The organism is Anoxybacillus sp. TBDG-1, from assembly GCF_054815885.1.
The window spans coordinates 1-16,161 of sequence record NZ_JBTZSY010000019.1 but is presented as its reverse complement, the minus strand read 5'-3'; the positions used below and the strand labels follow the sequence as shown (position 1 = coordinate 16,161).

At 37.9% G+C, this 16,161-nt stretch carries 16 protein-coding genes and 2 tRNA genes; 15 read left to right on the top strand and 3 right to left on the bottom strand.

Annotated elements, in window-relative coordinates; all coding sequences use genetic code 11:
- The first annotated feature begins 40 nt into the window (after positions 1-40).
- The 11 genes from ACYQY7_RS07465 to rlmH all read left to right on the top strand — a co-directional run bounded on the left by ACYQY7_RS07465 (position 41) and on the right by rlmH (position 9,372).
- Positions 41-1,327: an adenylosuccinate synthase gene (locus ACYQY7_RS07465; RefSeq protein ID WP_461201449.1), complete on the top strand. Its 1,287-nt coding sequence runs from the start codon at positions 41-43 to the stop codon at positions 1,325-1,327.
- Between the two features lie 96 nt (positions 1,328-1,423).
- Positions 1,424-1,499: transfer RNA gene (locus tag ACYQY7_RS07460), tRNA-Asp, on the top strand.
- Between the two features lie 182 nt (positions 1,500-1,681).
- Positions 1,682-1,754: transfer RNA gene (locus ACYQY7_RS07455), tRNA-Phe, on the top strand.
- Between the two features lie 100 nt (positions 1,755-1,854).
- Entirely contained in the window at positions 1,855-2,559 is a 705-nt protein-coding gene (gene yycF, locus ACYQY7_RS07450) for a response regulator YycF (protein WP_461201448.1), read from the top strand.
- 4 nt (positions 2,560-2,563) lie between these two features.
- Positions 2,564-4,378: a cell wall metabolism sensor histidine kinase WalK gene (gene walK / locus ACYQY7_RS07445; protein ID WP_461201447.1), complete on the top strand. Its 1,815-nt coding sequence runs from the start codon at positions 2,564-2,566 to the stop codon at positions 4,376-4,378.
- 5 nt (positions 4,379-4,383) lie between these two features.
- Positions 4,384-5,712, top strand: coding sequence for a YycH family regulatory protein (locus ACYQY7_RS07440; RefSeq protein WP_461201446.1), 1,329 nt, complete (start codon positions 4,384-4,386; stop codon positions 5,710-5,712).
- Positions 5,699-6,484: a two-component system regulatory protein YycI gene (locus ACYQY7_RS07435; RefSeq protein WP_461201445.1), complete on the top strand. Its 786-nt coding sequence runs from the start codon at positions 5,699-5,701 to the stop codon at positions 6,482-6,484. Before ACYQY7_RS07440 ends, ACYQY7_RS07435 begins: the two co-directional genes overlap by 14 nt.
- A gap of 5 nt (positions 6,485-6,489) precedes the next feature.
- Entirely contained in the window at positions 6,490-7,278 is a 789-nt protein-coding gene (locus ACYQY7_RS07430) for an MBL fold metallo-hydrolase (protein ID WP_461201444.1), read from the top strand.
- 112 nt (positions 7,279-7,390) lie between these two features.
- A complete protein-coding gene (locus tag ACYQY7_RS07425) occupies positions 7,391-8,599 on the top strand; it encodes a S1C family serine protease (RefSeq protein WP_461201443.1) in 1,209 nt (402 codons plus the stop codon).
- Between the two features lie 54 nt (positions 8,600-8,653).
- On the top strand, positions 8,654-8,809 hold the full coding sequence (locus ACYQY7_RS07420; protein ID WP_461201442.1) for a CxxH/CxxC protein: 156 nt from the start codon (positions 8,654-8,656) through the stop codon (positions 8,807-8,809).
- 83 nt (positions 8,810-8,892) lie between these two features.
- Positions 8,893-9,372 (top strand): 23S rRNA (pseudouridine(1915)-N(3))-methyltransferase RlmH, encoded by a 480-nt coding sequence (rlmH, locus tag ACYQY7_RS07415; RefSeq protein ID WP_461201441.1) that lies wholly within the window; start codon positions 8,893-8,895, stop codon positions 9,370-9,372.
- 409 nt (positions 9,373-9,781) lie between these two features.
- On the opposite strand, the gene ACYQY7_RS07410 is transcribed toward rlmH, so the two are convergent.
- The gene (locus ACYQY7_RS07410; protein ID WP_461201440.1) at positions 9,782-10,294 is read right to left on the bottom strand and encodes an IS630 family transposase; all 513 of its coding nucleotides are present in this window, start codon (positions 10,292-10,294) and stop codon (positions 9,782-9,784) included.
- 17 nt (positions 10,295-10,311) lie between these two features.
- Positions 10,312-10,842, bottom strand: coding sequence for a helix-turn-helix domain-containing protein (locus ACYQY7_RS07405; protein WP_461201439.1), 531 nt, complete (start codon positions 10,840-10,842; stop codon positions 10,312-10,314).
- A gap of 620 nt (positions 10,843-11,462) precedes the next feature.
- Between ACYQY7_RS07405 and ACYQY7_RS07400 the strand changes: the two genes are divergently transcribed.
- The 4 genes from ACYQY7_RS07400 (at position 11,463) to ACYQY7_RS07385 (ending at position 14,888) form a co-directional block, all read left to right on the top strand.
- On the top strand, positions 11,463-11,846 hold the full coding sequence (locus tag ACYQY7_RS07400; protein WP_461201438.1) for a hypothetical protein: 384 nt from the start codon (positions 11,463-11,465) through the stop codon (positions 11,844-11,846).
- 354 nt (positions 11,847-12,200) lie between these two features.
- Positions 12,201-13,049, top strand: coding sequence for a hypothetical protein (locus ACYQY7_RS07395; RefSeq protein ID WP_461201437.1), 849 nt, complete (start codon positions 12,201-12,203; stop codon positions 13,047-13,049).
- Positions 13,050-13,066: 17 nt separating this feature from the next.
- The gene (locus ACYQY7_RS07390) at positions 13,067-13,672 is read left to right on the top strand and encodes an ATP-binding cassette domain-containing protein (protein ID WP_461201436.1); all 606 of its coding nucleotides are present in this window, start codon (positions 13,067-13,069) and stop codon (positions 13,670-13,672) included.
- Positions 13,665-14,888, top strand: a complete 1,224-nt coding sequence (locus ACYQY7_RS07385; RefSeq protein ID WP_461201435.1) for an ABC transporter permease family protein — start codon at positions 13,665-13,667, stop codon at positions 14,886-14,888. The genes ACYQY7_RS07390 and ACYQY7_RS07385 overlap by 8 nt, the downstream gene beginning before the upstream one ends.
- Before the next feature lie 119 nt (positions 14,889-15,007).
- Here the strand turns inward: ACYQY7_RS07385 and ACYQY7_RS07380 are convergent, their stop codons facing one another.
- The gene (locus tag ACYQY7_RS07380) at positions 15,008-16,081 is read right to left on the bottom strand and encodes an ABC transporter substrate-binding protein (RefSeq protein ID WP_461201434.1); all 1,074 of its coding nucleotides are present in this window, start codon (positions 16,079-16,081) and stop codon (positions 15,008-15,010) included.
- Between the last annotated feature and the right edge of the window lie 80 nt (positions 16,082-16,161).

Sequence of the window (16,161 nt, the reverse complement as noted above, 5' to 3'; positions counted from 1 at the left end):
ACTTACTATGTTTGGAATTGATGAAGCGGAGGTGCTCGCTATGTCTTCAGTTGTTGTTGTTGGAACACAATGGGGCGATGAGGGAAAAGGAAAAATTACAGATTTTTTATCACAACATGCAGAAGTCATTGCACGATATCAAGGTGGAAATAACGCCGGACATACGATTGTATTTAACGGCGAAAAGTATAAATTACATTTAATCCCTTCTGGCATTTTTTATAAAGATAAAATTTGTGTCATTGGAAATGGAATGGTTGTTGATCCGAAAGCGCTCGTGCAAGAATTAGCTTACTTACACGAGCGTGGCGTAAGTACGGAAAATTTACGCATTAGCAACCGTGCGCACGTCATTTTGCCTTATCATTTAAAGCTAGATGAAGTAGAAGAAGAAAGAAAAGGGGCTAATAAAATTGGAACGACAAAAAAAGGAATTGGCCCTGCTTATATGGACAAAGCAGCACGTGTCGGTATCCGAATCGCGGATTTGCTTGATCGAGAAGTATTTGAAGAAAAATTAGCTCGCAACCTCGCAGAGAAAAATGTACTTCTCGAAAAAGTGTACGGTGTGGAAGGGTTTAAGTTAGAACACATTCTTGATGAATATTACGAGTATGGACAGCAAATTGCACAATATGTTTGTGATACATCTGTCGTATTAAACGATGCACTTGATGAAGGACGCCGTGTTTTATTTGAAGGTGCCCAAGGTGTCATGTTAGATATCGACCAAGGCACGTATCCGTTTGTTACGTCGTCAAATCCTGTGGCTGGTGGGGTTACGATTGGGGCTGGTGTTGGTCCGACAAAAATTAAACATGTCGTTGGTGTAGCGAAAGCATATACAACACGTGTTGGCGACGGTCCGTTTCCAACGGAGTTAAACAATGAAATTGGTGATCGTATTCGCGAAGTAGGTCGTGAATACGGAACGACAACCGGACGTCCACGCCGTGTCGGTTGGTTTGATAGCGTTGTTGTTCGTCATGCGCGTCGCGTCAGTGGTATTACAGATTTATCATTAAACTCGATTGACGTGTTAACAGGTATTGAAACGTTAAAAATTTGTGTTGCTTACCGTTACAAAGGACAAATCATCGAGGAGTTCCCTGCGAGCTTAAAAGTGTTGGCGGAATGTGAACCTGTATATGAAGAATTGCCAGGGTGGACAGAAAATATTACGGGCGTAAAAAGCTTAGATGAGCTCCCAACGAACGCACGCCGTTACGCTGAACGCATTTCGCAATTAACAGGTATTCCGCTTTCCATTTTCTCGGTTGGACCAGACCGTTCTCAAACGAATGTTGTCCGCAATGTGTATGCATAAAAAATACGTCGATGAGCAAATCATCGACGTATTTTTTAAAAAACTATTGTTTTATTGTTACTTATATAGTAGAATAATAAGTGTCTTTTGAAATGCGGTTCCGTGGTGTAGGGGTTAACATGCCTGCCTGTCACGCAGGAGATCGCGGGTTCGAATCCCGTCGGAACCGCCATTTTTATTGGAATAGTTACTTATATGGCTCGGTAGCTCAGTCGGTAGAGCACGAGTGAATAAGCTTCTTTGAGAAGCAACAGCGTACCGCTCGAGTTACATCTTGAGCAAACAAGCTGAGAGCGGGACGAAGGACGTTTATGTTTCAAACAAATGAACGGTAGTAAATGGGTTATTTTATATGGCTCGGTAGCTCAGTCGGTAGAGCAAAGGACTGAAAATCCTTGTGTCGGCGGTTCGATTCCGTCCCGAGCCACTTGTAAGCATAGATACGTATATGTGTCTATGCTTTTTTGTTTTATAATGGTGACATGGTACACTATATGTAAATATGCCTGTTGGGGGAGTGAATATACATGGAGAAAAAAATTTTAGTTGTTGATGATGAAAAACCGATTGCTGATATTTTACAGTTTAATTTAAGAAAAGAGGGATACGACGTACATTGTGCATATGATGGTGCGGAAGCGCTGCAAAAAGTAGAAGATATTCAACCCGATTTAATTTTATTAGATATTATGCTACCTCAAAAAGATGGAATGGAAGTATGTCGCGAAATTCGTAAAAAATATGATATGCCTATTATTATGCTAACAGCAAAAGACTCTGAAATTGATAAAGTTCTCGGGTTAGAACTTGGCGCAGACGATTACGTTACGAAACCATTTAGCACACGCGAACTGCTAGCGCGTGTCAAAGCTAATTTACGGCGTCACCAACAAAGACAAGAACAAGATGTAAAAGAAATGAGTGAAATAAAAATAGGCTCGCTCACCATTCATCCAGATGCTTATACTGTATCGAAACGAGGGGAGCAGATTGAGCTAACACATCGGGAATTTGAACTTCTTCACTATTTAGCAAAACATATTGGACAAGTGATGACGCGTGAACATTTACTGCAAACGGTATGGGGATACGACTATTTTGGTGATGTACGTACTGTTGATGTAACTGTTCGACGTTTGCGTGAAAAAATCGAAGATAATCCTTCGCACCCGACATGGATTGTGACAAGACGTGGGGTAGGATATTATTTACGAAATCCGGAACAGGAGTAATTGCATGAAAAAAGTAAGTATGTTCCAATCAATTCATGTAAAATTTGCCTTGATTTACATTTTGCTTATTTTAATTGCGATGCAAATTATCGGGGCTTATTTCGTGCGCCAATTGGAAGCGCAACTTGTTGAAACCTTTAAAAACTCATTAAATGAGCGCGTCATTTTACTTGCTTATAATATTGAACAAGAAATGAATAAAGAACGTGATAAAAAAAGCCCTACGCTAGAAGAAGAAATTCGTACGATTTTACAAGATTTCGTTTCACAAGATATTTCGGAAGTGCGCGTCATTGATCATAAAAGTAAAGTGTTAGGAACATCAAATCCATACAATCAAAATATTGTAGGAAAACGAACGACAGATTTATTAATTAAACGAACGTTAGTAGCTGGTGAAATGGCGGAAAAAATGCTCGTTGATCCGAAAACAGGTCATCGTATGTATATTTCTTCTACACCTATTAAAGTAAAGAGTGAGATTAAAGGAGCTATTTATGTCATTGCGTCAATGGAAAATGTTTTTGCACAAATGAGACAAATCAATAACATTTTAGCAACAGGAACAGGTATTGCTTTAGTCATTACTGCGTTGTTAGGCATTTTGTTGGCACAGACCATTACACGTCCGATTTCAGATATGCGTAAACAAGCATTAGCGATGGCCAAAGGGAATTTTTCTCGAAAAGTAAAAGTATATGGATACGATGAAATTGGACAACTTGCGCTGAGCTTTAATAACTTAACGAAAAAGTTGCAAGAAGCGCAAGCGACGACAGAAGGAGAGCGTCGTAAATTAGAATCGGTATTGACGCACATGACAGACGGTGTCATTGCGACCGATCGAAAAGGGAGAATTATTTTAATTAACGATGCGGCGCTAAATATTTTAAATGTTTCACGTGAAACAGTGTTATCCGCCCCTATTGTGACGGTATTAGGATTAGATGAACAATATACGTTTGACACGCTCATTGAAGAGCGTGAAACGTTAATTTTAGATTTTAGTACCGACGAAGACATGTACATTTTACGTGCCTCTTTATCTGTGATTCAAAAAGAAAAAGGGTTTGTGAACGGCTTAATCGTTGTATTGCACGATATTACAGAACACGAAAAAATTGATCGCGATCGGCGGGAATTTGTTGCGAATGTTTCACATGAATTGCGAACGCCGCTAACAACGATGCGCAGTTATTTAGAGGCGCTCGCAGATGGAGCATGGCGGGATGAGGAGATTGCCCCGAGATTTATTGAGGTGACGCAAAATGAAACAGAACGAATGATTCGTCTTGTCAATGACTTGTTGCAGCTTTCTAAGCTCGACAGTAAAGACTATAAATTGAAAAAAACACGCGTACATTTTATCCCGTATTTCCATAAAGTCATTGATCGATTTGAATTAACAAGAAAAGAAAATGTTTCGTTTGTTCGAGACTTTCCAGATGAGAAAATGGTTGTGTATATGGATGAAGATAAAATTACCCAAGTGCTCGATAACATTATTTCTAACGCCCTAAAATATTCTCCACAGGGAGGAACGATTACGTTTCGTGTAAAGAAAAAAGAGAGCTATATTGAAGTAAGCGTGAAAGATGAAGGGGTCGGCATTCCAAAATCGGATTTATCTAAAATTTTTGAGCGCTTTTACCGCGTAGACAAGGCTCGCTCACGGAAATTGGGTGGAACAGGACTAGGTCTTGCCATTGCAAAAGAAGTTGTCGTCGCACATGGTGGACGTATTTGGGCGGAAAGTCAAGAACGGAAAGGAACAACGATTTACTTTACTTTGCCGATTGAACAACAGAAAAAAGGATGAAAACGATGAAATATGAAACGATCAAGTCGATTGTATTGGCGATTCTAGTATGTACGAGCGTTTTTTTAACGTGGAGTTTATGGACGTATCAGCCGAAATATGACTTTATTGAAAACGCAAAATATATTCAAAACGTCCCTGTCAGCAATGTTGCCGTTGATTATAGCACAGTCATTCAGCCGCGTTATATTTTTATTCATAAAAATGAACAACATTATGGTATGACCCATCACTCGGACATTTATAAATTTATGAAGGAAATGAAAAATTGGACGTTCGATCATTTTGAAAATATATCAAACACAATGAAAAAAGAACAATTTCTCTCGTTTATCCATGGGAAAGGAAAAATTGAAATTATTTATCCAGATGACATACCGATTGAAATGTATCGAGCGATGTTTCAGTTTGAAGACAAAGACATCGAAAAAGTTCATTTTGATCGCATCATTATCCCGATGAATGAAAATAAAGAAGAAATAAATGTCTACTTCGTATCTGCTAGTGAAAAGCGTATATATAAAGCGGTTGTTCAAAATGTGGTGATTGAACGTTTAAAACAAACATATTATGCAGAGGCAGAGCAATATACACCGTTTTTATCATATGACATTAGCGAAACAAAGTCGTTATTTTTGCCAGCTCGTCCGCTCGTATTAAACCGATTGCAATACTATATGGACGAATTAAGTGCGGATCGTTTTAAAGATGCGTTATTTACAGACCCGAGTTTTGTGAAAAAAGATGTGCTCAATTTTGGTGAGGAATATACAGATGGTTCGCGTTTAATGGATGTGGATTTATCGAAGAAATTGCTTCTATATGTCAATCCAGCAGCTCGTGGAGAGACACGAACGTTCGATCCAACGATTTTACAAAAAAGTATCGATTTTGTAAACGATCATGGTGGCTGGACGGATACGTATTATTTTGATCGTTTAGACGAAAACGGTAGAAAAGTGACATTTCGTTTGTTTGCCAATGGTTATCCTGTATTTAATCGTTACGGAATGGCAGAAATTATACAAATATGGGGGGAAAATGAGATTATCAATTATCAACGTCCGTTGTTTACATTAGCTATCCCCGACCGTGTGAGCTTACCAATTACACTTTCGTCTGGATATGAAGTCATTGATCAATTGAAAAAACAAAAAAATATTCAACACGAGTTCATTGATGACATCACGATCGGTTATGAACTCATTCGTGATTTGGAGCGAGAAAATATCGTTATGTTAGAGCCGAGCTGGTACTGTTTGTATAATGGAACGTGGCGAAAAATTGTAATGACGACAGATGAACGAAGAGGGGATATCATTGGATTGGAGTAAAACGAAAACGATTTTTATTATTACATTCCTCATTCTTGATATATTTTTAGGTTATCAATTTATTCAGAAAAAAAATAGCAGTCAGCTTGATGTGATTTTAGAAGCGACCATCGAAGAACAGCTCGAAGCGGATGGCATTACATATGTCGATTTACCAAAAGAAATAACAAAAGCGACGTATGTGAGCGGAAAAAGTAAAACATTTACGGAAGAAGAAGTGAACAAATTGCCAAACCAACAAGTTGAAGCGGCAAACGAAACCGTTTTGCAAGCTCATTTTGTTAAACCTGTTCCGCTACAAGACCCAAAAGACGGTTACCGTTTAACAGAGTTTTTAAGACAAAATATAATTGCAGGTGATCAATATACATTTTGGAAGTATGATGAAGACTTACAAGCGCTCATTTATTTTCAACAATATGAAGGGAAAACTATTTATAAAAATGTGAGTAGTATGTTGCTTATTTATGTGAATGATCGAAATGAAATGGTTGGCTATGAACAAACGTTGCTTATTGATTTAGAGAAAAACGAGAAAAAACAAGAAATTTTGCCGGCGATTAAAGCGTTAGAGACGTTGTATAAGCGAAATTACTTAAAGCCAGGCGATCGAGTAACAAAAATCGATCTAGGATATTATGCGCTCGTTCAGTTTACGACTTCGCAAGTATTAACACCGACATGGCACGTTGTTGTGAATGGAAAAACAGATTATTATGTAAATGCATTTGAAGGACAAGTGATTAGCGATGAAAATAAAGTGTTGGAGTGAATAACATGAGGTTTAGCGTTTTAGCAAGCGGCAGTACAGGCAACGCCTTTTATGTAGAAACGAAACGGGAACGATTGCTTGTTGACGCTGGGTTAAGCGGCAAACAATTAGAACGATTATTTGCACATATTGATCGCCACATTCAAGATGTCACAGGTGTTTTAGTGACACATGAACATAGCGACCATATTAAAGGTCTAGGCGTCATTGCTCGAAAGTATCGCCTTCCGATTTATGCGAATGAAAAAACATGGAAAGCGATGGACGGGCTCATTGGTGACATACCATCTGAACAAAAATTTATTTTTCCAACTGGTACCGTTCGGACGTTTGGAGATATAGATGTTGAGTCATTTGGTGTATCGCACGATGCTGCCGAGCCGATGTTTTATGTGTTTCATCATGAGGGAAAAAAGCTAGCGCTCATTACAGATACAGGGTATGTGAGTGAACGTATGAAAGGTATCATTCGTCAGGCAGATGTGTTCGTATTTGAAAGCAACCATGATGTTGAGATGTTGCGTATGGGGAAATATCCGTGGAACATTAAAAGACGGATTTTGAGCGACATCGGACATGTATCCAATGAGGACGCAGGCCTTGCGTTGGCAGACGTCATTGGTGATCAAACAAAGCGCATTTATTTAGCTCATTTAAGCCAAGATAACAATATGAAAGAATTAGCGCGAATGACAGTCACTCAAGTACTTGAAAGAAAAGGGATGATTATCGGTGAATTTTTTCAATTGTACGATACGGATCCCGCTCGTCCGACAGCACTTGTCTCCGTATAAATTTCACCGTTTTTTCACCAGCATATTGTATGTATATTGTTAGATGCTTTGGGGAAAAGAAGGTTATAATGGAAAAGGGGTCAATATTTTATAAAGAAAGGACGGGTGAAAGATGGGCTATTATGATGATCATTATGAACATATTCGTCAAAAACAAAAAGGCAATCGTGGGGGAACGTTTTTGGCAGGATTAGTCGGAGCCGTTTTAGGTGGAATGCTTGTCATCGTTGCCATTCCTTCGCTAGTAAAATGGGATGTTTTTCCTTATCAACTTGAACAAACAGAAGAAAAACAGACGACTGTAACGGAACAGCCAAAAATAGAAAAACGCATAGCAGTCGATGTGGTGACTCAGGTTACGAAAGCGGTCAATAAAGTATCGAATGCAGTTGTTGGCATTGTAAATATTCAAGAAGCAAGTTTTTGGTCAGAAGGCGGAGAAGCTGGAACCGGTTCAGGAGTCATTTATAAAAAAGAAGGAAATAAGGCATATATCGTCACGAACCATCATGTCGTTGAAGGTGCTAGCCGTGTGGAAGTCAGCCTAAGCGATGGGACAAAGGTACCAGCTCGTTTGCTTGGCAGCGATGTGTGGACGGACTTAGCTGTATTAGAAATTGACGCAAAACATGTAGTAAGCATAGCCGAATTTGGTAACTCCGATGTCGTAAAAGTAGGAGAACCTGTTATTGCAGTTGGAAACCCACTTGGCTTACAATTTGCAGGCTCTGTAACACAAGGAATCATCTCAGGAGTAAACCGGACCATTCCAATTGATATTGATCGAGATGGCATTCCTGATTGGCATGCGGAGGTACTACAAACAGACGCTGCCATTAACCCAGGAAACAGCGGTGGAGCGCTTGTAAATATCGAAGGTCAAGTCATTGGAATTAACTCGATGAAAATTGCTCAAGAAGCTGTTGAAGGAATTGGATTATCGATTCCGATTAACTATGCGAAGCCAATTATTGCGGATTTAGAGAAATTTGGTCAAGTTCGGCGCCCGTATATGGGAGTGGAGTTACGTTCGTTAAGTGATATTCCAGCGTATCATTGGCAACAGACGCTTCATTTGCCAGCAAACGTCAAAGAAGGCGTAGCTATTTTACAAGTTGTACCGGGCTCGCCAGCTGCGCAAGCCGGATTGCGTGAGTTTGATGTCATTGTAGCGTTAGATGACGAAAAAATCGCTGATGTGATCGAATTAAGAAAACATTTATATAATCGCAAACAAATTGGCGATACGATGAAAGTAACATTTTACCGTGATGGAAAAAAACAAACGGTGACGTTAAAATTAGCAAAACAGTCATTATAATGAAGCGGCAGGGAATCCCCTGTCGTTTCATTCATAAATAAGGGGTGATGCGTTTTGTGGAAATGTTGTGAACAACATATTGAACTCGCTATTGATATGTATGTGGATGAAAAACAACAAGCACCTGAAATATCAACAATTTCTGTGGATAAAGAAGAAGAAATATGCGATTTTTGTGAACAACGTGCTGTATATATAGTAGGGAACTAATGTTTTTACACAATATGTGGGTTTATATTGTGGATATGTGGATAAGTACTGTGGATATTATGTTTGTAAAGTGGGGATCAGTTGTGAATATATGTATTATTGCTGTGGGTAAGTTAAAAGAGAAATATTTAAAGCAAGGAATAGAAGAATATACGAAACGATTGTCTGCCTATGCGAGAATGGAGATCATTGAAGTAGCGGATGAAAAAGCGCCAGAGCAATTCAGTAAACAACAAATGGAGCTCGTAAAAAAGAAAGAAGGCGAGCGTATTTTAGCAAAAGTTACGGATGACATGCATGTTATCGCCTTAGCGATTGAAGGAAAAATGATGTCGTCTGAAGAGTTTGCTCAAACACTTGATCGGTTAGCGACATATGGAAAAAGCAAAATTGCTTTTGTCATCGGTGGTTCGCTCGGCTTAAGCGATGACGTCATGAAACGAGCAAATGCATCACTTTCATTTTCAAAAATGACATTTCCACATCAACTCATGCGTCTCATTTTAACCGAGCAAATTTACCGCGCGTTCCGTATCAATCGGGGAGAACCGTATCATAAGTAGGAAAAAAACTTGGGGATATGGAGGAAGATAGCTCTCATTCACATTACCGGTGGATAAATCATGTTCTGTTTCTTGATTGTTATACAGAAGATAGACCAGTATAAATGATTTTGATTTGTGGTAACTATATATGCACTTTGTAGCATTAACATAGGCAATCCTTATTTTTCGACAGTCGAAAAACATGAGGTTAAACTTCTAAGCTAAATTTATACTGTCCAATTTTCGGATTGCAGTTCGGCATGACAGGTCATTTAGCAGATTTTAGTCGAAAAATGTCGAAAAAATGTATATTTTCTTTCTTTTTTTGGTAAATTTGAGATAAAAGAAGCAGGCTTGAAGAAATTTACTTATCGCGAATTTGATCCACATGACTATATACATCCAAATTGACATTTTAACCTCTGATTTACGCAGTACACCCGATGCGGCGCAACACCTCATCCGGGTGTTGTAGAACGTACTGTTCAAAGCGAGTAATGGATTGGGCAATGTCGTTTTGATCCTTGTGAAAAACGTTGGCAATCACTTCATCTTTCAACCACTTCCACAGCCGTTCAATCGGGTTCAACTGTGGAGAATACGGTGGCAAAAAGATGAAATGAAATGCATCGCCTTCCTCGCCATCAAGAAAGGCTTGCACCATCTTGGCATGATGAATGCGTGCGTTGTCCAACACAAGTACGAGGAATCGGTCCGTATATTTCTCTTTCAATCGGCGCAAAAAGTCAAGGAACGTTTCGGCATTGGCGGATGAAGCACGATGGAAAACCACATCGCCTTGTTGCACGTCGACTGCACCAAAAATGGAAACGTGATCATGATGACCGTAGCTTGGCACTTGTTTTTGATTTCCTACTTCTGCCCATGTCGTACGAAGCGCTTGATACGCGCGAACATGCGTTTCGTCCACATAAAACATGGTGACGTTCTCGGTGATTAGTTTTTTTTTATAAATTCGAGTTCCTTTTGAAAAGCCGCTTGATGTTCTGGATTCCCTTTCACAAGCTTATAAGTCGGACGTGTCCATGACAAACGAAGACGATGCAATAACTTACGAATGCCTTCACGTGACATCGAAACGCCATAGGTATGTTGGATGTAAGATTGTAAAATACGCGTGTTCCATGATGAAGCAATGCCCCAGCCAGCATCCACAGGTGTAGTAGTTAACACGAGTTGTCTGATTTCTTGTTGTTGTTCTTCCGTAAGAAATGGCACACGACCAGGCGGCAACCGACGATCGAGTAGATGATCGAGCCCACCCTCATTAAAACGTGCAACGTAGAGGGCAACCGATTGACGGCATACATTGACCATTTTGGCGACATCTTTACCGAGGTGACCTTCCATGACAAGACGAACAGCGGTCACCCGAACACGAAGAGAAGCATCTTTGATTTTCCGTTCTTGTTTCCGAAGTGTTCGAGGCGTCCAGCCGTGATCATTTGTAATTTTAAGACGTTTCATGTCCTTTCCGCTCCTTTTACACATGAGTATTTAGGAGCAGTATAGCCATGAAAAAAGGGGTTCATACAGAAGTCATGGTTTTAAGGTGCATGTATATACTTAAATTTTGAATGGAGGTGTACTATTCTATCTGTGCTATAAAAAGGTATTAAATTAATAAAATTACTGAAACTACTTAGTAGTATCAAAAGATCTATGAAAGTTTAAAAGTCAGCATAGATTTTTGAAGCATGAACAGATTTCTCAGAATAAACAGTAATTATCAAGGTATTTAAGCTATTTCACTAAGATGTTTTTTGACACTATGATGAAAAAGAAGTGTAAAATGAAAATATTGTAATGAAAAATCACACAAGCCATTTTATTTTACAAAATCGCCATTTGGAATTTTGAACGGATCAATTTTTAATAAAGTGGTTAAAAAGCAATCATTTAGAAGAAAATTTTCAACAAATTATAAGAGGAGTGGATAGTGAAATGAATGTCAAACAGATAAAAAGAATTGCATCCATTTCCATAGTCATTCCAATTTTTTCTTCTCTTCGACTTTAGAGACATTCGCTATTAGTCAGTCAAAAGATTACAGTATTCCCGGGGGACAAGGGACTCTGACTTCAAATGTGTGGCGTTCTACTTCACCGACTTATTCTGGAAATACTATACAATGGGATTGGCAAGTTTCAGCAGTGTACAGTGGTGATAAAACAGTAGAAATGATTAAAACCGAGTGGTATAGTTCTGCTTCTTTGAGAAATTCCGCTTCTATTACGATGGGTGTTTCTGGGGATGGAGCTACTGCAGGGGTATCATCATCTTGGCAGACTATCCAAACAAAATCTAAATATTGGGAAAATAGTAATGGAGCAAAAAGCTCTTTTTGGCGCTCCAACATTGTTATTTCGCCTTACAAAGATTATCGCTCTGACACAATCTCTACCATTAACACAGCTTATGTAAAATTACAGGGAGATCCGAGAACTTTTTATATTTCGGCAGGGGTTTAATCGTCGACTTTTGTTAACTGTTATATGCATATAAGTTCATATATTAATCTTCCATTCATGTAGCACACCCAACGCGGTGTAACACCTCATCAGGGTGTTGTAAGATATACTGTTCAAAGCGAGTAACAGACTGAGCAATGTTATTTAGTTTTTTATTAAAAAACACCAAAAAATAAAAAATACAAAGTATAGTTTCACGTAAATGTTTAGTGAGCATATACGTTCATGGGCAGGGTATCTCGTCACTTTCGGGATACCCCAAAATAAATTTTAAATTATGGGATGAGAGTGATGAAAAGGGTCTTTCTTCTCTTTATTGTTATGATTCTTTCTTTTCTTTTTGGATGCGATACAGTGAGTACCAAACAAAAGGAATACGTTACAATTCCTGTCTGCTCTGAGAATAAAGAATGCAAAATTTTGTATCATCAATTTACGCAGAAGCTGATCGCTTATAATTTAGTAACGCATACAATCGAGCAGCAAACAAATCAACCAAATTATTTCGTTTATGCATTTCCGACAAAAAGTTCATATTATACAGCTGGAGATAGTATAAGTGGAAATTTTAGTATTTTCACGGTTAAAGGGAATGAGATTGAGATATTATATAGTGGAGGAAAAGGAGAAGCTATTTTCCCGCTAGCCAATGATGAAAGTTATTATGTCTTTATTAAAATGTCTTTGGACGACGAAGGGAGAGAAATAAGCCGAACGATTGCTCGTTGGGATGAGAGAAAGAAGAGTTTGATCGAGTATTCGCATGTAAAAGGGCTTATATCTTATGGTGCGATCATAGGTAAGGAACTTTACTACACGGTTTACAACCTTGATAACGACGACTATACAATGTACGCTTTAGATTTGTCTAATGAAAACAACCAACCACGGTTAGTTGAAACCGACCTAAAGGCAGGACAGCTTTATGTCATCGATGGGACGTTATATCGTTCGGATAGGGAGAAAATATATGCAGATAATGGTAGGATATTTAAAAAGAAGTCGATAAATTATATTGATAAAGAAAATCGATTACTTATACAAATATATCCGGATAAAGATGCAGATTTAGTATTAGACATTATAGGGGTTGAAACGAATGAGAAAATCGCGTCTGTGAAGAATGTTATTGATTTTTCCACGGAGCAAGGGAAGGTCATTGTTTACAGTCTAGAGGGAAAGAAAGAGATTATTGTCCGATAGAAAAAGGAGAATAAAAGGTGATTACGTTAAAACATGTAACTAAATGTTTTAATAAAAAGAAAGTACTTGATGATGTAACATTTGAATTTAAAAATGAGCAAATATATGTGATTAGAGGGGAAAGTGGTTGCGGCAAAACGACGTTGTTGAATATTATGGCAGGTTACATAGATGTGGATGAGGGAAAAGTAGAAAAAAAAGAGGGTGTAAAAGTGGAATACCTTTTTCAAGACGATCTATTATTTTCTAACTTAACTGTAAGAGAGAACATGTATATAAAATATGCTGCTATTTGCAAAGATGCTCGATATTTTGAGCAAAAATCATCAGAAGCGCTAGCCCGATTTTGTATTGACAATTTGGCTAATCAGAAAATCGCTGTGTTATCCGGCGGTGAAAGGCGTCGTGTACAGCTGGCTCTTTTATCTATGAGTGACCCGAATGTCGTTTTACTTGATGAACCTTTATCAAGGTTAGATCAATTAAATCAATACCGTATTGCAGGCATGATCTCAACGATTTTTGCTCATAAATTATGTATTATCGTAACCCATGAGGGTGTAGAGCTTTTTTCAGATGCCACTCGATTAACAATGACAGGAGGAAAATTACATCATGGATAAAAAAATAAAAAAGCAAGTGGCGAAGCTCATATTAAAGAAGTCAAATGCGTATTTAAAGATATCTATTGCAATATTTCTACTATCTCTTTTCCTAGTCTCGACATCGTTTCTTTTTCTATTTAAACAATATATACAAGTAGATAAAGATTTTATAAGCAATGAAAATGTACGGATGATAGAAATTACAGGAAAAACTGAACAGAACAATCATGCACGTTCACTAAAGTTTAATGACGAAAATGAACTGGAATACATTCTTTCTGCATATAAAGGTATACATATTTATAAAATGTATCAACTAAACTTTGGTGTTGAGGATGAAGAAGGAAGCACGTATTTTATTTATGGAGTAGATGAAGAGGCTGCACATTTTTTGGGTGACTGTCAGTTGGATGTTGGTTTCGCTTGTTCAAAACTAAAGACGTCAGAAATAACGTTACAAATTCCTGTCGTTCAGATAGAGGATGGGGGAATGAGTAGCTACTCTCGTGCTAATTTCCTTGTGAAGAATAAGCAAGGAATTCTTCAGAAAAATCCTTTTACTTTATATACTGAAGATCAAGGTATGTTTAGAAGCCATACATTATATGTTGGGAACCAAACATTTCAAAAAATAATCGAAACGTCCTTCAATACAGATTGGATGAAGTTTAAGAGAGAATACGATCGAGATAATCCTTTTGGTGTCCAAATATTAAAAAGTATGTACATTTATGTAGATAACATATCGCATATTGAACGCATCGCCGGAAGGCTTGAAGAATATGGGTATCAAGTTCGTTATGCATTTAAAGCGTTTGATAATTTTACGTTGTCAATCCGAAATACAGCTATCACTGCTTCATCACTATCAGCAGTAATAGTTCTTATTGCAGCCGCGCACCTCATTTTTTCTTTTCGAGCCTATTTACAAGTACAGCAAAAAGATATGGGGATATTAAAACAATATGGATACAGTTCGGAGAACGTTAAATCCATATATGCACATAATATTTTCAGTGTTTTTAAGAAAGTAGTAGCTATTATACTTGTATACTCAATTGCTATCGGTATATACTTTATCCCTTTTTACCGATTTATGTATATTGTATATGTATTGATTATCCTATTAGTCGTTATATTGCTGGTTTATCGAATAATTGTGAAAAACTTTTTGCAGTCCTATTGTTCTAAAAATATGATTGACTTATTAAAGCTAAGCAAGGAGTTTGAGTAAACGACAAGTTGAACTTTGTGTTTTGTAGGAACAGGAAGAACCACCTCTGAATAAAACCTTATATACAATACGGTGAACCGTATCATAAGTAAAATAAGAGGATGGCAAAAGCTATCCTCTTATTTGCGATGCATTTTAAACTGTAAAAACAATTCATTGTAATACGCAAGCATGCTTTTACCGAGATTTTCATATACTTCAAGCTTATCAGCAAGCTGTTCGCTTGGATAAAAACGTTCGTCTTCAACAATCTCTTTCGGCAAGTATTCAAGCGCTTTTTTATTTGGTGTCGAGTAGCCGACGTATTCGGCATTTTGGGCAGCGTTTTTCGGATCAAGCATAAAGTTAATAAATTGATGAGCACCTTCAATGTTTTTCGCTGTCTTTGGAATGACCATATTATCAAACCATAAATTTGTTCCTTCTTTTGGGATTACATAATCGAGCCGTTCGTTTTCCCACATGATTTCCGCCGCATCTCCCGACCAAACAATGCCGATGGCTGCTTCTTCGTTTGCAAGAAGCATTTTAATTTCGTCGCCGACGATCGCTTTGACGTTTGGCATGAGGGCATCTAGTTTTTGTTTTGCTTGTTGTAAATGCGTTTTATTTGTATCGTTAAGTGAATAATGTAAACTATTTAGTGCCATGCCCATAATTTCACGTGCACCATCAACAAGTAAAATTTGATTTTTAAATGATGGATCCCATAAATCGTTCCAGCTTGTAATTTCTTTTCCGCCAAGTAGTGCGCGATTGTAGACGATGCCGACCGTTCCCCAAAAGTAAGGAATGGAATATTCATTACCAGGATCAAACGATAAGTTTAAAAAACGCTCATCAATATAGCGCAAGTTTGGGATTTTTGAATGATCGATCGGCAACAATAACCCTTCCTCTTTCATTTTGCTGATGGCGTATTCTGACGGCACAGCGACATCAAATGTCGCACCACCTTGGGAAATTTTTGTCATCATCGCTTCGTTTGAATCAAACGTTTGGTAAATGACTTTGAAACCTGTTTCTTTTTCAAATTTTTTAATGAGCGCAGGATCAATATAGTCGCCCCAGTTATAAATCGTTAACGTATTAGCTCCCCCATACCCTTTGGACGATTCAATCGTTTTTGTGACATAAAGCAAACTAAAAGCAATGAGCCAAACAAGTAAAAAAAGCGACACTACTTTTTTCATTTTTGTCCCGTTACAGAAAACTTATAAAACTTTATAAAGCATCTACAATTCTTTACAAAGTTTTTGTTTCCTTCCTTGTT